Raw genomic sequence first — 14000 nt, 5'->3', positions numbered from 1 at the left:
CGCGTCGGAGGCGACGTCGGACCCCCACGTCGTTGAGGGCGGCAGCCGACACGACAGCGCAGGGCGCGGCTCGTGCCGATGTGCGGATGTGGCGGTGGGGAGGGGCGGAGGCGGTTGTGGCGGTCATCGCCGATCAGTCGGCCAGTTTCTCGAAGAGTTCGTTCGGCGTGTCGTAATACCTGGTCGTCCGGCCGAGGTGTGTCATGCCGAGGCGTTGGCAGACGGCCTGGGAGGCGCGGTTGTCCGGATCCGTGACCGCGATGACCCTTGCCAGACCTCGGTGGAACGCGTCGTGCAGGACCGTCGCCGCTGCTTCGGTGGCGTAGCCGTGCCCCCAGGCGTCGGGATGCAGATGCCAGCCGATCTCGACGTCGGTCGGCCCGCCGGCAGGTTGCCCGGTTGACAGGGGAATCGGCTTGAGCAGGAGGTTTCCCACCAGCCGGCCGTCGGCCGCTGTGGTGATGGCCCAGATCCCGTGGATCGGGTCGTCGATGGCGCGGCGACGTGCGATCGAGGCGAGGGCGTCCTCGCGGTTGTTCATGATCGCGGGCCGCGCGCCCAGGAATCGCACGACCTCCCAGCGCGACTCGAGATCCAGAAGGAAGTCGGCGTCGTCATCGCGCCAGGGGCGCAGCAGGAGCCGGTCGCTCGCGATGGTGCGCATGCGACCCAATCTAGCCAGCGGCGAGCAACGCGCCTCGCCCCGACGTTCTTCGCACGCATCCGCAGATGAGCGGGCGTTGACGGGCAAGTGCTGGCCTCGCCGCGACGCGATCGGGTGCGTATCGCCCGCTGTCGTTAGGCTTGCGGCACAGGGGGAGGGGTAGACGTGCGTACTCGCTGGAGACAGGCCGGGTTGGCAGCGTTCGGCGTCGCGCTGTTCGCGACTGGCTGTGGAGGTGGCGATGGCCCGTCGCTCGCTGGCACCTGGGTCATGGCGGAGAACGGTTCGCGGACGATGACGGTGCGCGACGACGGCTCACTGTCGGCCAGTGTGGGCATCTCATGCACCGGCGCCACCAAGAGTCAGGGCAGACGGGCGTACCAGTTCGAGTTCGACTGCGGCATCACCAAGTACTCCGTGGACGGCACGCTGAGCGCCGACGGCAAGACCCTCACCATGAAGGACCCGAGCACCGATCAGAATGCGGTCTGGAACAGGAAGTGAGGCCAAGCGGGGGAATATTCCGCGGCCGACCACAGTGGCGGCCAGGGTAGGTATCTGGTTCTGGTCTCCGCCCGAAGCGTCCCGTTCGCAGAACGGCGCCAGCGACCGGATCTGCCGCCGTGAACGCGGCGTCGACCGCCACCGATGGCACCGACCTTGATGCGCGTAGGTCTATGCCCTGCGACTCCAGATCGACGAACCATCGAGCAGGGCGCCCAACTGCGCGGCGGATTCGTCGGTCAGACGTCTGCTAAGCAAGCTGCGGGCGGCCGGGCAGTTGGACATGTCGCGGGCGGTGATCGACGGCTCCCACATTCGGGCGCTCAAAGGTGGCCCGAAACCGGTCCGAGCCCGAACGACCGCCGCAAGCCAGGCTCGAAACACCACGTCATCACCGACGCGGGCGGCATCCCCCTCGCCGCAGGCCTGACCGGCGGCGACCGACACGACGTCACCCAACTGCTGCCCCTGGTCGACAAGATCCCACCGATCAAGGGCATCCGCGGCCGACCCCGGCAACGACCCGAGCGGATTTACGCCGACCGGGGCTACGACTATGACTGCCACCGCCGGCAGCTCCGCGCCCGCGGCATCACCCCGGTCATCGCCCGACGCGGCACACCCCACGGCTCCGGCCTCGGCACCCGACGGTGGGTCGTCGAGCAGACCATCGCCCTGCTGCACTGGTTCCGCCGCCTGCGCATCCGCTGGGAGATCCGCGACGACATCCACGAAGCCGTCCTCACCCTCGCCTGCGCCATCATCTGCTGGCGCCGCCTCCAACACTCGCGCTTCAGTTCGAACTGCTGGTGCTCGTGTACCTCGCCGGACGCGACAACGCGACGGGGCACTACCTACCGGGTGCCGGTGCGGCGGCGTCTCCTGCCCGCCAGCGGCGCCAGATCGGCAGGAGTCGCCACAGCCGTCCGCCGAGGACGAAAGCGGCCAGCCAGAGCAGGTAGAACAGCGAGGTGAATGCGCCTCCAGCGGTGCGTTGCGTGCCGTCGACGGCGGTGACGGTGACGGGGGCGGTCAGGTAGGGGATGCCCGACCACTGGAAGGTGCCAGTGGCGTCCGGGGCGGCGGCGAGCAGGCCAGCGACGAAAGCGTGCGTGCCGCCTTGCATGAAGGCGCTGGCGGCTACTTGGACCAGCAGCAGGCCGACCACTGCGCCCGAGTACGAGGGCTGGGCGCCGGTTTCGCCGTACTCGGCGGTGCGGTACTCGGCCGCCAGCCGGCGCAGGTCGCCGAGGCCTCGGATCGCCTCGGCCGCGCCCACCTCAGCCGCGGCGGCGTAGAGGTTGGCCCGGGTCTCGCGCCGCCTGGCCCGCTTGGCACGGTTGGGCAGGTTGTCGAGGTGGGCGTTGAGGGTCCAGACCGCGCGTTCGATCCGCAGCCGGTCGGCCGGGCGCAGTTCGGTGTGGGTGGGCCGGTCCATGTCAGTTCTCCTCTGCGGGTGGCGCGGGTTGGGGTGGAACCGGGCGGGCGAGCACCGGGCTTACGATCTCGGTCAGCGACAGCCAGTTCCCCGTGCTCTCGGCGAGGGCGGCGTAGCCGTCGTCTGTGGGCCGGTAGTACTTGCGGGCGGGGCCGGAGCGGGAGGCGACGAGGCGGGTACTGACCCGGCCTTCGCGTTCCAGTCGGGCGAGTGCCGGATAGACAGTGCCGTCGGCGATCCCGGTAAGCCCGATCTGGCGCAGGCGTTGCACCAACTCGTAGCCGTAGGACTCCCGCTCGGCGAGCAGCCACAGCAGCAGCGGTGACAGCACGCCCTTGAGCAGTTGCGGGTCGTGGATCTGATTCACACATAAAGACTACGACAGGTACCTTGCTTAGTCTAGTACCTGTGTGCGCCATGTACTGGTGGAGTGCACGCCGCCGTGCCGCCACCCGCGCCATCCCCCATCGCCCGAGTACCGCGATTGGTTCTGTTGCGTTGGGCGAAACATGATCGACATCAGCTTGCCCGGTGAGGGCGGTGTCTCGTGTTCGGTCCTGGTCTCCGCCGGCGTCGGCGTGTGTCGGGTTCCGGTTCCCACCCGAGGTGATCGTCCTGGTGGCGCGTTGGTACCTGCGCTTCGACCTCTCCTGCCGAGATGTCGAGGAACCGCTGGTCGAACGCGGTGTCGAGGTGGATCACGTCACCGTCTACCGGTGGGTGCAGCGGTTCACCCCGCCACTCGGTGACCGCTGGTTCGTGGACGAGACCTACATCAAGGTCAAGGGCATCTGGCGGTACGTCTACCGAGCCGTCGATCAACACGGGCAGGTCATCGACGTACTCGTCTCACCGCGTCGGGACGCCGCCGCGGCCCGGCGGTTCTTCCCCGGGCGCTGACCATGCTGAGGGTCACGCCCAGTGAGGTCGTCACCGACGCCCCCCCGCCTACACCAGGGTGCTTGAGCACCTGGTCCCGTCGGCGGGGCACCACGTAGAACGGCATGCCAACAATCCGATCGAGGCCGACCACAGCCAGCTCAAGCACCGACTCGGACCGATGCGCGGGCTACGTTCGGACCGTACCGCCTCGGACTCGCCGCGTCACCCGCGACCCGGGTGGCTGCAGCGTTCACCGAACTGGCCCGAGCGATCTGGCGTGCGCCCGCTGATGCGGCTTGGCGCGCCCACCGATCCACCACGCAACAGCGCCCGGCTGAGAATCCGGAGTGCGCCGTGCACGATGTCGACCAGGGTGGCTTCGGTCGTGCGGTGGACTACGCGGATGTCGAGGGTGCGCCGCAGGTGGGGCCATGATCCGGTCCGTGCGGACGGCGGCCCCCAGACAGCCGTCCCCGTGCCGCAAGGGCCAGCGACACCAGCATCGGTCCGATCACGGCCACCAGCACGGACGCGAGGAGCATGGATGACCACGCCGGAATCACGGCCCGGCCGGGGCCGGAGCTGTCAAGCGCCGCGCCGAGCGGGTTCACCGCGAGCATCCCGATGGGCGTGAGCAGGATCAGCATCGCCCATGCGCCGTGGTAGTCGCGCCGGACGGCTAGGCTGAGCGCGATCAGCAGCGCGCCGATCAGCAGCGTCACCGCAGCGGCGGGCAGGGCCGTTGCGGCGAGATTGTAGTAGCCGCTGATGAAATCCAAGGTGGGTGCGGTGCCGATGGCGAACGGCAGGATCGCCGCCGCAGCGACGATCGGCATGAGCCGCACCCGCCAGAGGCGCTGGCCCGTCGCACCGAGCGCGACGACACCGAGCGCAATCTGGGGTAGCAGCACCGACAGCGGCGGGCGGGGCAATCCGGTCAGCGCCGCGGCCGGCACGATGCCGGCAGTCACCAGTATGGCCAGGCTGACCGCCCAGCGAAACCATCGGCCGCTCGCCGCGAGGTACACCACGGCGGCGAGCAACCAGGTCGCCCACGCCGCGACGGCGAGTGACAGAAACGGCCCGACCTGCGAAGACCAGGACGGTGTGGGAGCGAGCGCCTCGAGAATCGTCCACCCGGTCGCGCACCCGGTCGCCGTCGTCAGCGCGAGCAGGCCGGCGAGCCGGAAGCCGGGACCGAGGCCCCGTGCGGTCCGCAGGTGCTGGCGCAGCCCACCGGCCGCGAGGTCCGCGATGTCGGCCGGCGAGGGTCTCCTACGGTCGGGCGCGGCCAGGGACAGGTAGGTGTCCACCAGCTCCGAGCCACGCGTGCGCCGATAGTCGGCCGGATAGAACAGCGCCGTCCAGCGTGCGTAGCGCCGTTCAAGATCGGTCATCGCAGGGCGTCCTTGGTCATGCCCTTCCGGGCGGTCCGGCTGGCTTTCCGGCAAGCTCATGCGAATCCTCGGCTCGGGCGGGGCGCGGCCTTGGCGGCGCGCAGCCGGGTGGTTGCCGCCTTGACGTTGCGGCGCATGCGTTCGGTCTCGGCGGCCAGCAACTCGCCGCCCGGATCGGTGAGCCGGTAGTAGCGACGCAGCCGGCCGTCGACGATCTCCTCGTGGTCGACAGCCACCAAGCCCGCATCGACCAGCCGGTCCAGCGCGCCGTAGAGCGTGCCGGGCCGCAGCGAGATGCGGCCGTCGGACAGTCGGGCTACCTCGGCGATCAGGCCGTAGCCGTGCATCGGCTCGCCGGCGAGGGCTGTGAGGATCAGGAAAGTGGGTTCACGCAGTGGAGTTTCCACGCGGCACAATATATCGGCTACGAAGGTATAAGAGAACATCGCCACCGGCTGCGACCGAACAATCCTCGATCTGCGATCTGGCACACGCTTCTGCCGCTGAGCAAGCGCTACCCCTTCGACCTAGAGGTGGTTGCAGTACGGAGAGCAACGACGGCCAAGGGCGTGACCCAGGTCCCGTAGGAGAGTGCCCAATCCAGGACCTCTGGGTCACCCAGTCGTCGCTACCGGTCGAGGCGTTCATCCCATTTACCAGCCATCCCACCCTGACCCGTGTTGGCCTCGGCCTCGGAAGCGAACGCCGCAACCGCGCGGCCGAACACCTGCTCGGGCGGACACCACCACGCGACGACCACCACTTCGCCGCGACCCACAACCTCCTGTACCCCCTGTAAGCCCCCGCCGGCGACGACAGCCGCGACCGCCGCCGATCTGTTCAACAGCCCCTTGATGGCGCTTACCGTCGAATCGACCCCGGCCACAGCCACCTACATCTCGGCGACGCCGGCGCCACTCGTACCTGAGATCGAACTACTCTCATGCCGCGAGGCGCGGACTTCGCGTCCCGGCTCGCGTACGTTGGCGCCATGGCGACCCACTGGACCTTGGGATGCGATGCCGACGATCCCCAGCAGATCGCGGCCTTCTGGGCACGTGCCCTGGGGTACGTCAAGGAGCCCGGCTTTGACGAGCCCGACAGTGCCTCCATCATCGACCCGGACGGCAGGGGGCCCGCCATCGGCTTCCTGAAGGTGCCCGAGGGCAAGACCGCCAAGAATCGGATGCACATCGATGTACGGGTGGCCGGCCCAGGCCTCTGGGACATGACCGAGCGCGCACGACTGATCCGGCAGAAGGTCCCCGAGCTGATGTCCGCCGGCGCGACGGTGGTCCGCGAGGAGTGGTACGGCGACGTCTTGGGGCACGTCGTCATGCAGCACCCCGAGGGCAACGAGTTCTGCGTGGCGTGATGCCGTGATGGAGTACGAGTTCGAGGGCGTCATTGGCGAAGTGGTCAGGGTTCGGTGCTCCCCGCCCGGCGGGTGCCGGCTGTCGTCTTGAGCGCCGTGGGAACTTTCACATGCTGTGGTCCGGCGACCGCGCAGAGGTTGCCACCGAGCCGCCTACCCGTCAGGCCGGCATGCGACGCTCAACCTCTACGACCGAGACGCCGTCGCGTGCCCTGCCGGGCACGACCCCGATAGCCGGACAATTTCTGGCATGACAGTGCAGCGCCCCCCGACCCGACACCCTTGATGCCCGGAGGAACGCAGACCATGGACCACGCAACTCAGCTCATCCAGGAGCGGAGTGCCCCGCCGGCCACGCTGGTGATCTTCGGTGCCTCCGGCGATCTGACCCGGCGTAAGCTGCTGCCTGCAGTCGAGAGCCTGGCTCGGCACGAGCGGCTCCCGGACCAGTTCGCGCTGGTCGGCGTCGCGCGTACGCCGATGACCGACGAGCAGTTCGCCGAGAGCGCCCTCGGCGGGCGCGCCCTCGCCAGCAAGCGCCAGCTCCAGGGCGGCGTACGGTACGTGACCGGCGGCTACGACGACCCGGAAACCTACAAGCGGCTCGTCGAGACCCTCGACGAGCTGGACGCGCAGCGGGGCACGTCCGGCAACCGGCTCTTCTACCTGTCCACCCCGGCTGGTGCCTTCGAACCGGTGATCAACGGGTTGGCCGGTGTCGGGCTCAACCAGCCGCGTGAGGGCTCCTTCTCCCGCCTGGTCATCGAGAAGCCGTACGGGCGCGACCTGGTCACGGCTCGCGAGCTCGACGGCGTCGTGCACAGCGCGTTCGACGAGCACCAGGTCTTCCGTATCGATCACTATCTGGGCAAGGACACCGTCCAGAACGTGCTGGCGCTGCGCTTCGCGAACTCGATCTTCCAGCCGATCTGGGACCGCTCCTGGGTCGACCACGTGCAGATCACCGTCGCGGAGACCCTCGGTGTCGGCGCTCGCGGCGGTTTCTACGAGGAGGCCGGCGCGATGCGCGACATCGTGCAGAACCACGTGCTCCAGGTCCTCGCGCTGGCGCTGATGGAGCCACCGGCCTCGTTCGAGTCCGAGGGCCTGCGCAACGAGAAGGTGAAGCTGCTGCAGGCGATTCGCCTCCCCACCGACCGGGACATCGCCGAGGCCGCGGTCCGTGGGCAGTACACCCGGGGCGGCACCCGCGAGGAACTGATGGCCGGCTACCGCGAGGAGGCCGGCGTCGACCCGCTGTCGCGGACCGAGACCTACGCCGCGATGCGGCTCAACGTGGACAACTGGCGCTGGGCCGGGGTGCCGTTCTACGTGCGCACCGGCAAGCGACTGCCGGCCCGGCTCACCGAGGTGGCGCTGCAGTTCCAGCGGCCGCCGCACCTGCCGATCCCGACCGACCAGCTCACCGGGCTCGAGGCCGACGCGCTGATCCTGCGGATCCAGCCGAACGAGGGCATCTCGCTGCGCTTCGGTGCCAAGGTGCCGGGTCACTCCTTCCGGGTCCGCACGGCCACCATGGAGTTTTCGTACGACCAGACGTTCGTCGAGGAGTCCCCGGAGGCGTACGAGCGTCTGCTCCTGGACGCGCTGATCGGTGACGCGTCGCTGTTCATCCGTAGCGACGAGGTGCAGCAGTGCTGGCGGATCGTCGACCCGATCATCGAGAACTGGGAGAAGGACAACTCGCCCATCCCTACCTACGAGGCCGCCTCCTGGGGTCCCACCGACGCCGACCGGCTCATCGGCCGGCACGGCCGCAAGTGGCGCAATTCCGCGTAACTCTGCCGTCACGAGTTGGCCGCGCTGCTGAGCCCGATTGCGTGTGATCCCGCTATCGGGCGCGCAGCGCGGTCATCTCGGCGAGCTGGTCGTCGACGTCGACGTCGACGGCCGGTGGTCGCCGTGGGTGAGTTTTGTGGCCGGGTCGCCTGATTGAGGCGGTGATCCGCCGGGCGGACGGCACCCGGACGGCCACGGGGGTGGGTCGGGTGCGGATTCGTTGCGCGCCAGTCCGCCATTCGCAGGCTGCACTGGTGGCCGCGAGCCAGGATCTCGGCGTGCGGGTGGGCTGTCTCGTGGACGCCGCCGGTCAACAGGATCCACCGGTCGGTGACCTGATTCGTGCCTTAACCGAATCGACACTTGACCGTCACAACATGCGCTCATACGCTCTGCCAAAAGCTTTTGCCAAAAGGATTTGGCACCCCGCACACGGACGTCCACCTCGCGCTCCGGCGCGCGCCCCCACGCGCCCGGGCCATCCCTTGAACGGAGCGAACGATGGCTTCTGATCACCCCCGTACCCGCGCCCGGCACTCTCGGCGCGGCTTCCTGGGCCTCACCGCCGGTGCCGGCGCGGCAGCCCTGCTCGGCACCGCTGCCTGCGGCGCCGGCGGGACCACCGCCACGGGTTCCGGCGACGACAAGACGCTCACCGTCGCCTGCGAGGGCGGCGGCAAGATCGAACTCCAGCCCATTGCGGACAAGTTCCAGCAGGCCACCGGCACCACGGTCACCCTGGTCGAGCTGCCCTACGAGGGCCTGTTCAACCGGCTGACCAGCGAATTGTCCAACGGCAAGCCGTCCTTCGACGTCTGCGCCGTCGACGCGGTGTGGCTCCCGCTGTTCGCCGGCAAGCTCGCCGGCCTCGACGACCTGTTCACCGCCGAGGTCAAGAACGACCTGTTCCCCGCGCTGGTGCAGGAGGCACAGTCCGGCGGGTCCTTCGTCGGCATGCCGGTCTGGACCAACAGCGAGATCCTCTTCTACCGCAAGGACCTCTTCGAGGACCCGAAGGAGAAGGCGGCGTTCCAGGCGAAGTACGGCTACCCGCTCGCCCCGCCCACCACGTGGCAGCAGTTCACCGACATCGCCGTCTTCTTCACCCGGCCGGACCAGAAGCTCTGGGGCACCGACGTGAAGGGCGCGGTGGAGACCGAGTGGCTGGCCCACGTCCTGCAGGCCGGTTCTCCTGGAGTGGTCCTCGACGACAGCGGAAACGTCATCGTCGACAACGCCCAGCACCTGGCCGCCCTGACGTTCTACGCCGACCTGAACAACAAGCACAGGGTCGCCCCGGCCGGCGCCGCGCAGACCGACTGGAACGCCGCGCAGAACCTGTTCAACCAGGGGCAGACCGCCATGACCCGGTTCTGGGCGCACGCGTACCGGCAGATTCCGGCCGACGCGAAGGTGGCCGGCAAGGTCGGCGCGGCCCCGATGATCGGCGGCACCGCGGGCGTCGCCGGCATCCCCGGCCCCTGGTACCTGTCGGTCCCGAAGGACGGCGCGAAGGGCGACCTCGCCAAGCAGTTCATCAAGGCGGCGTACGACGACAACGCGCTGAGCATCGAGACCACCCTCGGCCTCGCCGCCCGCAAGTCCGCCTACCAGCAGTACGCGAACAAGCCCGGTTACGAGTCGTTCGGCCCGCTGCTGGCCACCCTCAACGCGAGCGCCACGAAGCCGCGCCCGGCCAGCCCGCACTGGCAGCGGATCGTCGACAGCGTCCTGGTGCCCACCATCCAGAAGGCGCTGACCCCGGGCGCTAACTACGCCGCCCTGCTCACCGCCGCCCGTACGCAGATCGAGGGCATCGTCAAGTGAGCCCGGCAGCGCAGGCAGCACCACCGCGGACCACTCCGCCCGCACCGGCCCCGGCCGGCGGGCGGCGGTCCGGCCCCCGCCGTGGGCTGTCGGACGCCGGGTACGCCACCCTGCTCGCCGCGCCGGCCGTGGTGGTGCTGCTGGCGCTGGTCGGCTGGCCCCTGGTCAAGCTGGCGGTCGACAGCCTCTACACCGGCTCCGGGCTCGGCGACGGGCGTAGCTTCGCCGGGCTGGACAACTACGTCACCGCGCTGACCGACCCGGCCATCCGGGCGGCGGCCGGACGGACCCTGGCGTACACGGTCATCGTGGTCACGGCCGAGTTGGTGCTCGGCCTGGCGGTGGCGCTGCTGTTCCACCGGCTCGGCCCGAGGGCGCGGATCCTGCAGACCCTGTTCCTCTATCCGCTGATGATCGCGCCGGTGGTGGCCGGCCTGCTGTGGCGGTTCCTGATGATCGACAACGTCGGGATCGTCAACGAACTGCTCGCGCGGGTCGGGATCCTCGACAACCCCGGTGACGTCTCCTGGCTCAGCGACCCTGACCTGGTGCTGTTGTCGGTGGCGCTGCCGGACATCTGGCTCACCACCTCGTTCATGACCCTGGTCCTGTACGCCGGTCTCCAGGCGATCCCGCCAGACCTCTACGAGGCCGCCCGTCTCGACGGGGCGCGGGGCCTACGCCTGTTGGTCAGCGTGACCCTGCCGCTGCTGCGGCCGGTGATCGCGGTGGCCCTGATCATCCGGGGCGTGGACGCCGCCCGGGCCTTCGACGTGATCCTCATCCAGACCGACGGCGGTCCGCAGTCCGCGTCGGAGACGTTGAGCCTGACCATCTACAAGACGATGGTCAGCTACAACGATCCCGGCACGGCCGCCGCCACCAGCACCCTGTTCATGATCGTCATGATGGTGGTCGCGATGGTCGCGGTGCTGACCATCTGGCGCCCAGGTAGGGAGTCCTGATGTCCCACGTGCTCGCCGCCAGGATCAGGACCGGGCTGCTCTGGGCTGCCGCCGTCTCGGTCGTCGTGGTCTACGGCTTCCCGTTCGTCTACCTCGTCCTCACCTCGTTCAAGCCGCCCGTCGACGCTATCGCGGTGCCGCCGACCGTGCTGCCCGATCGGTTCAGCCTGGACAACTACGTGACCGCCCTGAACCGGCCGGGCGTCACCGCCTCGTTCCTCAACAGCGTCAGCACGGCGGTGATCGCCACCCTGCTCTCCATGGCGCTGGCGATCCCGGCGGCCTGGGCCATCACCCGGTACCGCACCCGCACCGGGCGGCTGCTGATGGCCGGTTCCCTGCTGGTCCGGATGGCCCCGGCGGTGGCGATCGGCATCCCGCTGGTCACCATCCTCGGCGCGGTCAATCTCACCGACACCCCCACCGGCCTGGCCCTGGCCCAGACCACGGTGGCGCTGCCCCTGTCGATCTGGTTGCTCGCCAGCTTCTTCGAAGGCGTGCCCCGGGAGATCGAGGAGGCCGCCCTCGTCGACGGGTGCGGACGGCTCGCCGCGCTGCGGCGGGTCATCCTCCCCGTGGTCTCCGGGGGCGTGGCGGTCACCGCGATCTTCGCCTTCCTCGCCTCCTGGAACGAGTTCCTCTTCGCCCTGCTGCTCACCTCGATCCGGGCGCAGACCACCCCGATCGCCATCGCCAACTTCCAGAGCCAGTTCGGCCTGGACTGGGGGCCGATGACGGCCCTGGCCACCCTCTACTCCCTACCCGCGGTCGTCCTGACGCTGCTGCTGCAACGCCGGATCGTCGCCGGGCTCAGCCTCGGCGCGGTCAAGGGCTGACCGCCGCTTCCCCTCGCACAACCCTGAAAGGAACACCATGTCGTTCTGGCGACCCACCAGCCCCCTCGCGGGTCTCACCCGGGTCAAGGCCGGCCGCTCCAAGCGCGAGTCGAGCTGGGACCGGACCGGCGGCAACCGGGACTTCGCCGTGGTGCCGCCCGGCGAGACCCACGTGCTCGCCGACATCACCGGCACCGGCGTCATCGAGCACATCTGGCTGACCACCCGCTGCTACTCCGAGAAGTACCTGCGCAAGCTGGTCATCGAGATGTACTGGGACGGCGAGGAGAACCCGAGCGTCCGCAGCCCGCTGGGCGACTTCTTCGGCGTCGGGCACGCCACCTGCACCCACTTCGTGTCGTTGCCGCTGAGCATGGTGTTCGGTCCGCGCCGCGGCCCGAAGGGTCCGTTCGCCGCGGCGATGAACTCGTACTTCCCGATGCCGTTCGGCAGCTCCGCGCGGATCGTGATCCGCAACGAGAGTGACAAGCCGATCGAGAACCTCTTCTACTACGTCGACTACGACCTGACCGAGGAGCCGAAGCCGGAGGACGTGGCGTACTTCCACGCGTACTACCGGCAGGAGAAGCCGTGCACCCCGGTGCCGAACGGGCTCGCCCCGGGCGAGGTCCCTGCCCCGTGGGACCTGCCCGGCACCAACCTGACCGGCGCGGACAACTACGTCATCCTCGACACCGACGGCGGCGCCGGCCACTACGTCGGCTGCGTGCTCAGCATCGACAACCACAACGCCTCCAACCAGCCCTACACCTGGCCCGGCGAGGGCGACGACATGATCTTCATCGACGGCGAGCAGTGGCCGCCGTCGCTGCACGGCACCGGCACCGAGGACTACTTCAACGCCGCCTGGGGTTTTCCCAGCGGTGCATACGCCGGGCCCTACCACGGCATCAGCCTGGCCAGCAGCCCGCAGGAGCACTTCGGTCTGTGGAGCATGTACCGGTTCCACATCGAGGACCCGGTGCGCTTCTCGGAGTCGATCAAGGTCACCATCGAGCACGGGCATGCCAACGACCAGGGCAACGACTTTTCTTCCGTGGCGTACTGGTACCAGCACCACCCGCACAAGCCGCTGCCGGAACTGCCGCCGGTGGCCGAGCGCCTGCCGCGCCGCTGGCCCGAACACGGCCTGTGGGACGAGTGACCGATCCGATACCGTTGACCGGATCCCGCGTCCACGCTGGACGTCCGGGCTCCGGCGGAGCACTGTGATGGTGAGCTGATGGGACAGAAGGCAAGCATCCGGGACGTCGCCGCCGCCGCAGGCGTCTCGGTGACCACGGTTTCCCACGTGCTCAACAAGAAGTCAGGCGCCCGGATCAGCCCGGACACCCGCGAACGCGTCGAGTCGGCGGCGCGCCAGCTCGGCTACGCGGCCAACGGGCTGGCCCGAGGACTGCGGCTGGAGCGCTCGCACACCCTGGGCCTGCTCAGCGACGTCATCGCCACCACCCCGCACGCCGGGCGGATCATCCTCGGTGCGCAGGAGACCGCCTCGGCGCGGGGCTGGGTGCTCATGTTGCTCACCACCGGCGGCGATCCGGAGGTGGAGCGCCGCGAGATCCACGCCCTGGCGCAGCACCGCGTCGACGGGGTGCTCTACGCGACCATGTACCACCGGGTCGTACAGCTCCCCGAGGAACTGCACTCCATGCCGGTGGTGCTGCTCGATGCCAGCAGCGCGGATGCCAGCCTGCCGTCGGTGGTGCCCGACGAGTCCGAGGGGGGCCGGCTGGCCGTGCGTGAACTGCTCACCGCCGGACACCGCCGGATCGGCTTCGTCACCAACGTCGACGACATCCCCGCCACCCGAGGCCGGCTGTCGGGCTACCAGCAGGCGCTCCGGGAGGCGGGGGTGCCGTTCCGTCCCGACCTCGTGCTCGCCGAGGTCTCCGACACCCACGGCGGGCATCGGGCGGCGCGGGAGCTGCTGTCCCTCCCCGAGCGGCCCACCGCGCTGTTCTGCTTCAACGACCGTATGGCGATGGGCGCCTACCGGGCGGCCACCGAACTCGGCCTGCGGATCCCCGACGACCTGTCGGTGGTCGGCTTCGACAACCAGGAACTCATCGCCGAAGGGTTGTTCCCCGGCCTGACCACCGTGGCGCTGCCGCACTACGAGATGGGCGCCTGGGCGGTCGAGACCATGGTCGACATGCTCAACCAGCCGAAGGGCGCCCGCCGGCGCGCGGCCCGGCAGGTCGTCATGCCCTGCCCGCTGGTCCGACGCGGCTCCGTCGGCGCCCCGCCCGCCTGAGCGCTGCCCGTACCCCGTCGGTCCACTACCGACG

At 69.4% G+C, this 14000-nt stretch carries 14 protein-coding genes and 2 pseudogenes; 10 read left to right on the top strand and 6 right to left on the bottom strand.

The window, feature by feature from the left end; translation table 11 throughout:
- Positions 1-133: 133 nt before the first annotated feature.
- Positions 134-664: a GNAT family N-acetyltransferase gene (locus tag ACTMSW_RS26075; protein WP_441183327.1), complete on the bottom strand. Its 531-nt coding sequence runs from the start codon at positions 662-664 to the stop codon at positions 134-136.
- Positions 665-829: 165 nt separating this feature from the next.
- Between ACTMSW_RS26075 and ACTMSW_RS26070 the strand changes: the two genes are divergently transcribed.
- Positions 830-1168: a hypothetical protein gene (locus ACTMSW_RS26070; protein WP_441183326.1), complete on the top strand. Its 339-nt coding sequence runs from the start codon at positions 830-832 to the stop codon at positions 1166-1168.
- A 247-nt stretch (positions 1169-1415) separates the two neighbouring features.
- Positions 1416-1951, top strand: a pseudogene (locus tag ACTMSW_RS26065) (IS5 family transposase); the annotation flags it as partial.
- A 67-nt stretch (positions 1952-2018) separates the two neighbouring features.
- Here the strand turns inward: ACTMSW_RS26065 and ACTMSW_RS26060 are convergent.
- Both ACTMSW_RS26060 and ACTMSW_RS26055 read right to left on the bottom strand, forming a co-directional pair.
- Positions 2019-2606, bottom strand: coding sequence for a hypothetical protein (locus ACTMSW_RS26060; protein ID WP_441183325.1), 588 nt, complete (start codon positions 2604-2606; stop codon positions 2019-2021).
- Between the two features lies 1 nt (position 2607).
- On the bottom strand, positions 2608-2973 hold the full coding sequence (locus tag ACTMSW_RS26055) for a PadR family transcriptional regulator (protein ID WP_441183324.1): 366 nt from the start codon (positions 2971-2973) through the stop codon (positions 2608-2610).
- Between the two features lie 173 nt (positions 2974-3146).
- On the opposite strand from ACTMSW_RS26055, the pseudogene ACTMSW_RS26050 reads away from it, so the two are divergent.
- A pseudogene (locus tag ACTMSW_RS26050) lies at positions 3147-3761 on the top strand (IS6 family transposase); the annotation flags it as partial.
- A gap of 122 nt (positions 3762-3883) precedes the next feature.
- Here the strand turns inward: ACTMSW_RS26050 and ACTMSW_RS26045 are convergent.
- The 3 genes from ACTMSW_RS26045 to ACTMSW_RS26035 form a co-directional block, all read right to left on the bottom strand.
- Entirely contained in the window at positions 3884-4885 is a 1002-nt protein-coding gene (locus ACTMSW_RS26045) for a hypothetical protein (RefSeq protein ID WP_441183323.1), read from the bottom strand.
- A 56-nt stretch (positions 4886-4941) separates the two neighbouring features.
- Positions 4942-5292, bottom strand: a complete 351-nt coding sequence (locus tag ACTMSW_RS26040; protein ID WP_441183322.1) for a PadR family transcriptional regulator — start codon at positions 5290-5292, stop codon at positions 4942-4944.
- 221 nt (positions 5293-5513) lie between these two features.
- Positions 5514-5771: a hypothetical protein gene (locus ACTMSW_RS26035; RefSeq protein ID WP_441183321.1), complete on the bottom strand. Its 258-nt coding sequence runs from the start codon at positions 5769-5771 to the stop codon at positions 5514-5516.
- 105 nt (positions 5772-5876) lie between these two features.
- Between ACTMSW_RS26035 and ACTMSW_RS26030 the strand changes: the two genes are divergently transcribed.
- The 7 genes from ACTMSW_RS26030 to ACTMSW_RS26000 all read left to right on the top strand — a co-directional run bounded on the left by ACTMSW_RS26030 (position 5877) and on the right by ACTMSW_RS26000 (position 13966).
- A complete protein-coding gene (locus ACTMSW_RS26030) occupies positions 5877-6260 on the top strand; it encodes a VOC family protein (RefSeq protein ID WP_441183320.1) in 384 nt (127 codons plus the stop codon).
- Positions 6261-6566: 306 nt separating this feature from the next.
- The gene (gene zwf / locus ACTMSW_RS26025; protein ID WP_441183319.1) at positions 6567-8060 is read left to right on the top strand and encodes a glucose-6-phosphate dehydrogenase; all 1494 of its coding nucleotides are present in this window, start codon (positions 6567-6569) and stop codon (positions 8058-8060) included.
- A gap of 501 nt (positions 8061-8561) precedes the next feature.
- Complete coding sequence (locus tag ACTMSW_RS26020) at positions 8562-9887, top strand: ABC transporter substrate-binding protein (RefSeq protein WP_441183318.1); 1326 nt, start codon at positions 8562-8564, stop codon at positions 9885-9887.
- Positions 9884-10852 (top strand): carbohydrate ABC transporter permease, encoded by a 969-nt coding sequence (locus ACTMSW_RS26015; RefSeq protein ID WP_441183317.1) that lies wholly within the window; start codon positions 9884-9886, stop codon positions 10850-10852. The genes ACTMSW_RS26020 and ACTMSW_RS26015 overlap by 4 nt, the downstream gene beginning before the upstream one ends.
- On the top strand, positions 10852-11688 hold the full coding sequence (locus tag ACTMSW_RS26010) for a carbohydrate ABC transporter permease (protein WP_441183316.1): 837 nt from the start codon (positions 10852-10854) through the stop codon (positions 11686-11688). The genes ACTMSW_RS26015 and ACTMSW_RS26010 overlap by 1 nt, the downstream gene beginning before the upstream one ends.
- 37 nt (positions 11689-11725) lie before the next feature.
- On the top strand, positions 11726-12853 hold the full coding sequence (locus ACTMSW_RS26005; RefSeq protein WP_441183315.1) for a glycoside hydrolase family 172 protein: 1128 nt from the start codon (positions 11726-11728) through the stop codon (positions 12851-12853).
- A 78-nt stretch (positions 12854-12931) separates the two neighbouring features.
- Positions 12932-13966, top strand: a complete 1035-nt coding sequence (locus ACTMSW_RS26000) for a LacI family DNA-binding transcriptional regulator (protein WP_441183314.1) — start codon at positions 12932-12934, stop codon at positions 13964-13966.
- The last annotated feature ends 34 nt before the right edge of the window (positions 13967-14000 follow it).

It is taken from the genome of Micromonospora sp. BQ11, assembly GCF_052068135.1.
Lineage (GTDB): Bacteria > Actinomycetota > Actinomycetes > Mycobacteriales > Micromonosporaceae > Micromonospora.
The sequence above is the reverse complement of the archived record's forward strand: the minus strand, read 5'-3'. Positions and strand labels throughout refer to the sequence as shown.